This is a genomic window from Treponema sp. UBA753 (genome assembly GCF_002297325.1).
Classification (GTDB): domain Bacteria; phylum Spirochaetota; class Spirochaetia; order Treponematales; family Treponemataceae; genus Treponema_D.
This window is the reverse complement of the sequence record NZ_DBKJ01000005.1, coordinates 1-10,098: the sequence shown is the minus strand read 5'-3', so window position 1 is coordinate 10,098 and position 10,098 is coordinate 1. Positions and strand designations below refer to the sequence as shown.

Below are 10,098 nucleotides of genomic sequence, written 5' to 3'. Positions count from 1 at the left end.
TGCTTGACACGGCAATCTTGCTAAAAAAAGAGCAAGAGATTATCGGGTCAAGCCCGATAATGACACTAAAATTTAAAACTCGAAATTGAGCCTTTTATTTTATGCGATAAAAAACACGCTAAATTCTAAAAACGTTTCCATGAAAATATAATAAAACGCCATGGAAAATAAAATGAAATTCATTCAAATAAAAGTTTTGAAAAAAAAATTGACAATATTTTTATAATGTGTATACTGAAATTATGGAAACGTTTCCACGTTCCATGCTATGTATTTCATTGTTTTGGATTTTTTTAGGAGGAAAAAATGAAAAAATTTATTAAAGTTGCAGCAGCTGTTGCTATGGCGGCATCTTCTGCTTTTATGCTTGCTTCATGCGGTGGAAAAAAACAGCTTACAGTTCGCTACTTGAACTTTAAGCCGGAAGTTGCAGGTGTTTACCAGGAACTTGCAGACGAGTATGAGAAAGAAACTGGTGTAAAAGTTGTTGTTGAGACAGCGGCCAACAATTCCTATGAACAAACTCTTATGTCAAAAATGTCAACAAAAGAAGCTCCAACTCTTTTCCAGATTAACGGACCACGCGGATACGCAAACTGGAAATCATATTGCGCAGATCTTTCAAACACAGAAATCTACAAGCATCTTTCAGACAAATCTTTGGCTGTAACTTCTGGAAAAGGTGTTTACGGTGTTCCTTATGTTGTAGAAGGCTACGGAATCATTTACAACAAGGCTATCACAGACAAATACTTTGCTCTTTCAAACAAGGCAGTTCCATATTCAAGCATGGAAGAAGTAAACAACTTTGCAAAACTCAAGGCTGTTGCTGACGATATGCAGAAGAACGCAAAAGTTCTTGGAATTGACGGTGTTTTTGCTTCTACATCATTGAAAGCCGGCGAAGACTGGAGATGGCAGACTCACCTTGCAAACCTTCCAGTTTACTATGAATTCAAGAACAACAACATTGATCTTGCTTCTGATGCAACAAAGAAAATCAAGTTCCAGTACGGAAAAGAATTCCAGAACATTCTTGACCTTTACTTGAACGATTCTACTGTTGACCGCAAGGCTGTTGGAACAAAAACAGTTACAGATTCTATGTCTGAATTTGCTCTTGAAAAATGCGCAATGGTTCAGAACGGAAACTGGGCTTGGGGACAGGTTGCCGGTGTTTCAGGAAACAAAGTTCTTCCAGAAAATGTAAAATATCTTCCAATCTACACAGGTGTTGAAGGCGAAGAATCACAGGGCTTGTGCATTGGAACAGAAAACTTCTATTGTATCAACGCAAAAGCTTCAGCAGAAGAGCAGAAAGCTACAGCAGATTTCGTTTACTGGCTCTATTCAAGCGACTTTGGAAAGGACTATGTAACAAACAAACTCGGATTCATTGCTCCGTTTGACACATTCTCTGACAGCGAACGCCCAACAGACCCACTTGCAGTTGAAATCAGCAAATGGATGAGCAAGCCTGGAATTACATCTGTTGCATGGAACTTCACATTGTTCCCTTCACAGACATTCAAAGACAACTTCGGAGCTTCTTTGCTTAGATATGCACAGGGCTCAAAGAGCTGGGACGATGTTGCAGCTGATGTTGTTTCTACATGGGAAAAAGAATCTAATATGTAGAATTTTCGCGGACTCTGAAAAAGATTCCGCGTGTCTTTCACAGTCCTTCATTAGTTAAAAATATATTTGTTCCTGCGGTGGAGCTTATCATGCAATTGGTTTTGCCGCAGGAATGCCTTTCAATTCTTCAGAGGTGAAAAATGAAAAAACCATTGGCGGGGTATTTCCCTATATTTCTTTTGCCAACTTTGCTGGCATTTGCAATGTTTTTCGTGATTCCTTTTTTAATGGGAATCGGACTTTCTTTCACGGACTTTCCTACTGTTACAGATGCTACTTGGGTTGGCTTTGCGAACTATGTCAAGGCTTTTACCGCAGACAATGAATTTATTCACGCCTTGGGATTTACTTCATTATTCACTGTTGTTTCAATTGTAACTGTAAATGTTTTTGCATTCAGTCTTGCGGTTCTTCTTACAAGGGAACTTAAGGGAGTTGCGATTTTCCGCTCGATTTTCTTTATGCCGAACTTAATTGGCGGAATCGTTTTGGGATATATTTGGAATCTTCTTATAAACGGTGTTCTTTCGAATTTTGGAATGGACATAACTTTTAAGACACAGTTTGGTTTTTGGGGACTTGTAATTCTTACAAACTGGCAGCTTATCGGATACATGATGGTAATTTATATTGCCGGACTTCAGAATATTCCGAATGATTTGATTGAGGCCGCCCAGATTGACGGAGCTTCTCCAATGACTGTTCTTTTTAAGATAAAAATTCCTATGGTAATGCCTTCAATTACAATTTGTACATTCCTTACGCTTACAAACACTTTCAAAATGTTTGACCAGAACTTGGCATTGACAGCTGGCGCTCCAGAAAAAACAACGGAGATGCTCGCTTTGAATATATATAACGCTTTCTACGGACGCAATATGCACTGGCACGGAGTAGGACAGGCTAAGGCTGTTGTTTTCTTTATCATCGTTGCGGCTATTGCATTTATTCAGCTTAAACTTACAAACCAGAAGGAGGTTGAACAATGACACTTTCAAAGCAGAAGACCTGCAGCAATACAATAGCTTTTGTTTTTCTTTGCTTGCTTTCGGCTATATTTTTAATTCCGATTTTGCTTGTTTTGCTCAACTCCTTTAAGTCTCGCCTTTATATTTCAAGTTCGCCGTTTGCAATGCCGAACTCAGAGACTTTTGTTGGTTTTGAAAATTACCTGAACGGGCTTTCGTCTTCGGGATTCTTTATTTCGTTTGTCCGTTCTGTGTGGGTTTCAATTGCTTCTGTCCTTGTGATTATTGTCTGCACGTCGATGGCTTCCTGGTTCATTGTCCGTGTAAAAAATAAATTCACAAAGGCAATTTATTTCCTGTTTGCATTCAGCATGATTGTTCCGTTCCAGATGGTTATGTACACAATGACTTTCGTTGTAAACAGAATCAGCTTTGACAACGTTTTTGGAATTGTCTTCGTTTACCTTGGATTTGGAGCCGGACTTTCTGTGTTTATGTTTACAGGATTTGTAAAGGCTGTTCCGCTTGAAATTGAGGAAGCTGCTGAAATTGACGGCTGTAATCCTCTTCAGACATTCTTCCTTGTTGTTTTCCCGATTCTAAAGCCTACTATTATTACGGTTTCAATTTTGAATTCGATGTGGGTTTGGAACGACTATTTGCTTCCTTATCTTATTTTAGGAACTGACCACAAAACTGTTCCTGTTGCCATTCAAATTGCAATGCAGGGAGCTTACGGCGCAACTGACTACGGCGGATTCATGGCGATGCTTGTTCTTGCGATTATTCCGATTGTAATTTTCTACATTGCTTCGCAGAAATACATTATAAAAGGCGTAATTTCCGGGGCGGTAAAAGGCTAAGGACACATTCAATCTTAAGGGCGGATTTTCCGCTCTTTTGCCGTATTGTTTGTTTTAAGGTAAAACAGTTTATTTAAAAAATGCAGGAAGGTTTTATATGACAATCAAGGATATTGCTAGAGAATGTGGCTGCGCCGTTGGAACTGTTTCGCGCGTTTTAAATAATCAGGCTTATGTAAGCGATGAAATGCGCAAAAAAGTTCTGGAAGTTGTAAACAAGCATGATTTTGTTCTTAACAAAAATGCAAAGGAGCTTAAATCCCGCGGAAGCAAGACAATTGTGATTATTGTAAAAGGAACAAACAATATGCTTTTTTACAATATCCTTGAGCTTATGCAAAAGCGGATTGAAAAACTTCCATATAATGCAAGCGTTGTTATTCTTGATGAATATGACAATAAGATTGTCGGTGAATACAGCAACGAAGCCCAGTGCGCCTTGAACATTTACTATGAAAAAAAACCGCTTGGCTTTGTCTTTTTAGGCGGAAACCCAGAACGGTTCAGCGAGGACTTTAAAAAAATAAAAGTTCCTTGCATTCTTATTACGACCAAGCCAAAAAGAGAAGGGTTTGAAAATCTTTCAAGTGTAAGCACAGACGAATTTCAGGCTTCGCTTTATGTTGCCCGGTATTTTGTAAAGCACGGACACACAAAAATCGGAGTAATTGGCGGCGACTTTGAAAGTTCTGAAACTTCTAAAAACCGCTACGACGGATTTATTGAAGGCCTTGAACTTGCCGGACTTGATTTTGACTTTGAAAAATCTTACGTTACAACACGCTACAGTTTTGAAGGCGGAGCTTCTGCGGCGGAAGAGCTTATAAAAAAGTTTCCTGACTTAACTGCGGTTTTTTGTATGTCCGATGTTATGGCGATTGGCGCGTGCAGAAAACTTAAGCAGCTTGGCTATTCAATTCCCGAAGATATTTCTATAATTGGATTTGACGGACTTTCCATTGCGGATTTTTATTGTCCTAGAATTACAACTATAAAGCAGTCGAACGAAGATCTGGCTATACAAGGTCTTAAAACTTTTATAGACTGCGTTGAAAAGAAAGCTCCGGCAGTTCATAAGATTATTCCTTTTGAATTTGTCGAAGGCGAAACAGTGAAATCAATTGTAAATAAATAACTTCAATATTTACGAGGAAATATATGTTGAACAAACGTGCTTGCGGTGTGCTGATGCACATTTCATCTTTGCCTGGAAAAACAGGAATTGGAACAATGGGCAAAAATGCCTATGACTTTGTTGATTACTTAAAAAGCGCAGACCAAAAGTACTGGCAGATTCTTCCGGTTTGCCCTACAAGCTATGGAGATTCACCTTACCAAAGCTTTTCTACTTTTGCCGGAAATCCTTATTTTATTGATTTTGATTTTTTGGCGGAACAGGGATTTTTGCAGAAATCCGACTATGAAAATGTAAACTGGGGCGGCAATGAGCGCTATGTGGACTACGGAACGCTTTACATTGAGCGGCATAAAGTTTTTTCAATAATTCAGAAAAATTTCAATAAAAATATTCCATCTGACTTTGATTCTTTCTGCGCTGAAAATGCGTTTTGGCTTGAAGACTATTCCCTTTTTATGGCGATAAAAGATGCTCACGGCGGAATTGCATTTGATTTTTGGGAAGAAGACATTCGATGCAGAAAGCCAGATGCTCTTGATTCTTGGAAAAAGAAATCCGCAGAACGTATGCAATATTATAAAATGCTTCAGTATTTCTTTTTTAAGCAGTGGTATGCCCTTAAAAAATATGCGAATGAAAAAGGAATAAAGATTATAGGCGACATTCCGATTTATGTTGCGGCGGACAGTTCCGATGTCTGGTCAAATCCAAGCCAGTTTATGCTTGACGAAAACTACAAACCGGTTGAAGTTGCAGGCTGTCCTCCAGATGGATTTTCTGCGGATGGTCAGCTTTGGGGAAATCCTGTATACAACTGGGAATACATGAAGCAGACTGATTATGCCTGGTGGAAAAAGCGTCTTGAAAAAAGCATGGCGATTTATGATGTTATCAGAATTGACCATTTCCGCGGATTCGATTCTTTCTATTGTATTCCTTATGGCTCTACAAATGCAAAAGTTGGCGTTTGGCGTCAGGGACCTGGAATGGATTTGTTCAATTCGCTTAAAAAGCAATTTGGCGAAATGCCTGTTATTGCTGAAGACCTCGGATTTCTTACAGACAGCGTAAAGCAGCTTTTAAAGGATTCAGGGTTCCCTGGAATGAAAGTTCTTCAGTTTGCATTTGATTCGCGCGAAACAAGCGACTATATTCCTTACCGCTACACACAGAACTGCGTTGTTTACACAGGAACTCACGACAACGACACAATTCTTGGCTGGACAGAAACAGCTTCTAAAAAAGACGTGGAAAATGCCAAGGAGTATCTTCGTGTAAAAGAAAACCGTGAAGTTGTAAAAGAAATGATGATTGCGGCAATGTCGAGCGTTGCAAATACTTGCATTCTTACTATGCAGGATTTGATTGGACTTGGCAAAGAAGCCCGCATGAATATTCCGTCAACAGTTGGAAACAACTGGAAATGGCGCGCAACAAAAGAGCAGTTTTCAGAAGATGCCAAGAATTTCCTTGCGCATTTTACACATCTATACGGAAGAGCTTAGCTTGGTAAAATGTAGATATTCCCTGTGCAGAACTTAAATTTTGCATGGGGATTTTTTTACACATAATGTCAAAATTTTATTAAGCATTTATATAAATTTTATTAAATTTATATTTCAGACCTTTCTAATTTGCAAAAAGCGGATTATAATCTATTTCGAGTGTCAAATCAGCTTATATTTCATAGGAGTTTTTATGAAAAAACTGATTTTTTCTCTTTTGGTGGCATCGGCTTTGTTTGTTTCGTTTGCTTTTGGAAAATCTGTAAAAAATGAAGAAACAGAAGAGCCTGAAAAAACTTCAAATCTTATAAAAAACGGAGATTTCAGCAAAGGAAAAAAATTTTGGGATATGTTTCTTTCAAATGGAAGCGCGGATCAGCTTGTAACCGAAAACGGAGAAATGGAAATCCGCATAAAAAATCCCGGACCTTATGAATATGCAATTCAGCCGTATTTCGATGGATTTTTTTTGTACAAAGGCGGCGTTTACAAATATTCTTTTGATGTGCATTCTTCTATAGAAAGAACTTTTGAATGGCGGCTTCAGGTGAACGGAAGAGATTACCACGCTTATGTTGGCGGCTGGGATTCCGTGGGAAAAGAAACCAAGCATATTGAAGCTACATTTACAATGCGCGAGCCTACAGATTTTTCTCCGCGGCTTGTTTTGAACGTTGGCATGGGAAAAGGCTGCCCGGAAGACATGAAGGGACATTCAATTTTCTTTGACAACTTTAACCTTGAGCTTGTTGACGCTTCTGGAATTACAGAAATTGTTACTTCAACAACGACTTCAAATGTAAACTTGAACCAGCTTGGATATTTGCCTTCCGCAAAAAAAATTGCTGTAGTCCGCTCAAAGAAGAGCGCGAAAATTTCTGGAGCTTTTGAAGTTGTAGATACAAAAACTGAAAATGTTGTTTTTTCCGGCAAACTGAAAAATGCAAAGTTCAACGGAGCTTCTGGTGAGCAAACCGCGATTGCGGATTTTTCAAAGCTTTCCGCAGAAGGAACTTACAAAATTAAAGCTGGAAAATACGGCGAGTCATTTGAGTTCAAAATTGCAACTAATATTTATGATGGAATTTTAAAAAGCGCGGTAAGATTTTTTTATCTGCAAAGATGCGGAACAAAAGTTCAGGATGCGGATTTTGGACATCCGGAATGCCACACAACGTGCGCAGTTGTATACGGCAATGTTGAAACTTCCTACGATGTAAACGGCGGTTGGCACGATGCCGGCGACTACGGACGCTATGTTGTTCCTGCTGCAAAAGCTGCCTGCGACTTGATGCTTGCCTACGACCATAATAAAAATGCATTTGCTTCTGAAAACATTCTTGATGAAATAAAGTACGAGCTTGACTGGATGCTTAAGATGCAAATTCCAGAAACCGGAGCTGTGTTCCACAAAGTTTCTTGCAGGGAATTTCCCGGAGAAGTTATGCCTCAGGACGAAAAAGACAGGCTCGTTTTGTGTCCTGTTTCAACTGCCGCTACTGCCGATTTTGCTGCTGCAATGGCAATGGCTTCAAGAATTTTTAAAGATTATGAAGAAAGCGCAAAATATTCTTCAGCTGCAAAAAAAGCTTGGGAATATCTTGAAAAAACTCCTTTTGATGGAAAAGGCTTTACAAATCCGATTTTGTTTACAACTGGAGCTTACAATGATTCGCAGGATGCAGACGAAAGATTCTGGGCGCTTGCAGAACTCTACAAAACTTTTGGGGACGAAAAATATCTTGAGCTTTTAAAGGCTTATAATCCAGTTGAAATTGGACAGGATCTTGGCTGGCAGCAGGTTGGCCTTTATGGACTTTACGAATATCTTTCAAGCGACGCTCCAAAGGATTCATTTTATCAAAAAGCGCAAAAAGCGTTTCTTTCAAAGGCAAATGAAAAACTCAAGAATGTTGCTATGGACTCTTATGATGTTTCGCTTTCGATGTATGAATATGTCTGGGGAAGCAACATGGGTGTTGCAAACAACGGAATGCTTTTCTTGCTTGCGGACAAAATTTCACCAAATAAAAAATACAAGGAAGCAGCAAAATGCCAGATTGACTATTTGCTTGGAAAAAACACAACCTCATACTGTTTTGTGACTGGTTTTGGAACGCTTTCGCCGATTCTTCCGCATCACAGGCCTTCGCAAGTTGCCAAAAAGCCTATGCCGGGGATGCTTGTGGGCGGTCCTGACTCAAAGCTTGAAGACCCTTTTGCGCGTGCAAATCTTTCTGACGCTCCTTATGCCGCCTGCTACATAGACAGCGTGCAAAGCTATTCTTGCAACGAAGTTACAATTTACTGGAATTCTCCGTTTGTATATTTGATTTCAGGTTGTATGGACTAAAAGAATTCAAAAAATATCTGCTGTGTTCAATGCGCGGCAGTTTTCCACGGAAAAGATTCTGCTATGAAAAAGTTCTTAAAAAAATTTTATATAGTTCTTCTCGCAGTTTCGTTTGTGGCTGCAACAGTTGGATTTTTTGTATTTGCCACAGCAAAAGAATATATTACCGAAAATGATATTTCTCCGGATATTCAGTTTTCAATAGGGAAACGCCAGTTAAAAGGCGATGCTTGGACAACTTATGTTCCTTACATTGCTTCTGCTCATCCGGGAAAAGGAACTCTTACTGGCAGAATCTACACTGGAGTTGTAAAAAATCTTAACAAGCGCGCGATAAAAGAATGGAATGTGGAAGTAAACATAACGCAGCCTTGTTATTTGAACAATGCTTGGAATGGTTTTGTTGAAATTTACAAAAGCCGTGCAGAAAAAAAACCGTCGCAGCCTTTGATAGATTTAAAAAAAGCAGAGGAATCCGACTTTTCAGTTCGTATAATAAAAAACTTAAATAATATTCTTATTCCGCTTGATCCTGGAAGTAAAATTGTTTTTTATCCTAGCATAGAAAAATATATTCCTGGCAGAGTGCAGGACGTGAACAGCATTTCCATGGGCTTTGTTTTCTACACAGAAGACACAGACAACTTGATGAAATTTAAATCTTGGAAAGTAAACTACAAGTTTGAAAATGATTTGTTTTACCGTCCGTTTTTCTATGCCTTTATGCTTTTTTACATAATGTGGCTTTGCCTTGTAATTTCCAGAATCAGGCTTCATGCTATAAATCTTGCGAAGGAAAGAGACCGCGAGCACGATAGGCTTACGCTTGAGCAGGTAATAAAGGCTTTTACAAAATTTATCGATGCCAAGGACATTTATACAGGCGGACATTCAGAGCGCGTTGCAAAATATTCGTATTTGCTTGCAAAGGAAATGGGCAAGTCTAGCGATGAGTGCCTTAATGCCTATTACTGCGGACTTTTCCATGACTGCGGAAAAATTGCTATTCCTGACGAAATTATAAGAAAGCCTGAAAAACTTACCGATGCTGAATACAAGCTTATGCAGAGCCACACAACAACTGGCTATAACCTGCTAAAAGAACTTACATTGATTCCAGATGCTTGCCTTGCCGCCCTTTATCACCATGAGCGGATTGACGGCACTGGTTATCCGAAAGGTCTCAAAGGAAATGAAATTCCTGAAATTGTGCGCATTATTTCTGTTGCTGATGTTTTTGACTGCATGAGCCAAGACCGTTGTTATAGAAAAGCTTTTCCACTGGAAAAAATTATCGAGGATTTTAAAATGAACAGCGGCAAGCAGTTTGATCCTGAAGTTGTAAAAGCTTTCCTAAGTCTTGCAGAAAAAGGCGCGTTCAAAGTCTGAATCCATTTGTACAACTTCAAGGTTGTTGTAAAAAAAAGTGTGAAACATTAAAATATTTTTCTGCAAACTTTTTATAAAAAAATCAATACGGATTCATTCCGTGGCAAAAAGGAATATCTTATGGAAAATTCTAAACGAACTGTAACTTGCGGCGAGCTTACAAAGGCTGACGTTGGCAAGAAAGTTGTATTGAACGGCTGGGTCAGCCGCACGCGCGACTTAGGCGGACTTGTTTTTATCCGTC

General features: G+C 39.1%; 7 protein-coding genes. All 7 read left to right on the top strand.

What is annotated here, in order from left to right:
* Nucleotides 1–306 precede the first annotated feature (306 nt).
* Nucleotides 307–1,638 (top strand): ABC transporter substrate-binding protein, encoded by a 1,332-nt coding sequence (locus tag B4C08_RS00275; protein WP_296662067.1) that lies wholly within the window; start codon nucleotides 307–309, stop codon nucleotides 1,636–1,638.
* Nucleotides 1,639–1,778: 140 nt separating this feature from the next.
* Nucleotides 1,779–2,627 carry a carbohydrate ABC transporter permease gene (locus B4C08_RS00270; RefSeq protein WP_296662066.1) on the top strand — a complete coding sequence of 283 codons (849 nt, stop codon included), beginning with the start codon at nucleotides 1,779–1,781 and terminating at the stop codon, nucleotides 2,625–2,627.
* A complete protein-coding gene (locus tag B4C08_RS00265; RefSeq protein WP_296662065.1) occupies nucleotides 2,624–3,469 on the top strand; it encodes a carbohydrate ABC transporter permease in 846 nt (281 codons plus the stop codon). The genes B4C08_RS00270 and B4C08_RS00265 overlap by 4 nt, the downstream gene beginning before the upstream one ends.
* A 97-nt stretch (nucleotides 3,470–3,566) precedes the next feature.
* The gene (locus tag B4C08_RS00260; RefSeq protein WP_296662064.1) at nucleotides 3,567–4,604 is read left to right on the top strand and encodes a LacI family DNA-binding transcriptional regulator; all 1,038 of its coding nucleotides are present in this window, start codon (nucleotides 3,567–3,569) and stop codon (nucleotides 4,602–4,604) included.
* Between the two features lie 23 nt (nucleotides 4,605–4,627).
* On the top strand, nucleotides 4,628–6,112 hold the full coding sequence (gene malQ / locus B4C08_RS00255; protein WP_296662063.1) for a 4-alpha-glucanotransferase: 1,485 nt from the start codon (nucleotides 4,628–4,630) through the stop codon (nucleotides 6,110–6,112).
* A gap of 193 nt (nucleotides 6,113–6,305) precedes the next feature.
* Complete coding sequence (locus B4C08_RS00250; protein ID WP_296662062.1) at nucleotides 6,306–8,465, top strand: glycoside hydrolase family 9 protein; 2,160 nt, start codon at nucleotides 6,306–6,308, stop codon at nucleotides 8,463–8,465.
* Nucleotides 8,466–8,528: 63 nt separating this feature from the next.
* Nucleotides 8,529–9,854, top strand: a complete 1,326-nt coding sequence (locus B4C08_RS00245) for an HD-GYP domain-containing protein (RefSeq protein ID WP_296662061.1) — start codon at nucleotides 8,529–8,531, stop codon at nucleotides 9,852–9,854.
* The last annotated feature ends 244 nt before the right edge of the window (nucleotides 9,855–10,098 follow it).

Coding starts and splice junctions, on each gene's coding strand:
- B4C08_RS00275 (WP_296662067.1), top strand. CDS start 307: ATGAAAAAATTTATTAAAGTTGCAGCAGCTGTTGCTATGGCGGCATCT.
- B4C08_RS00270 (WP_296662066.1), top strand. CDS start 1,779: ATGAAAAAACCATTGGCGGGGTATTTCCCTATATTTCTTTTGCCAACT.
- B4C08_RS00265 (WP_296662065.1), top strand. CDS start 2,624: ATGACACTTTCAAAGCAGAAGACCTGCAGCAATACAATAGCTTTTGTT.
- B4C08_RS00260 (WP_296662064.1), top strand. CDS start 3,567: ATGACAATCAAGGATATTGCTAGAGAATGTGGCTGCGCCGTTGGAACT.
- malQ (WP_296662063.1), top strand. CDS start 4,628: ATGTTGAACAAACGTGCTTGCGGTGTGCTGATGCACATTTCATCTTTG.
- B4C08_RS00250 (WP_296662062.1), top strand. CDS start 6,306: ATGAAAAAACTGATTTTTTCTCTTTTGGTGGCATCGGCTTTGTTTGTT.
- B4C08_RS00245 (WP_296662061.1), top strand. CDS start 8,529: ATGAAAAAGTTCTTAAAAAAATTTTATATAGTTCTTCTCGCAGTTTCG.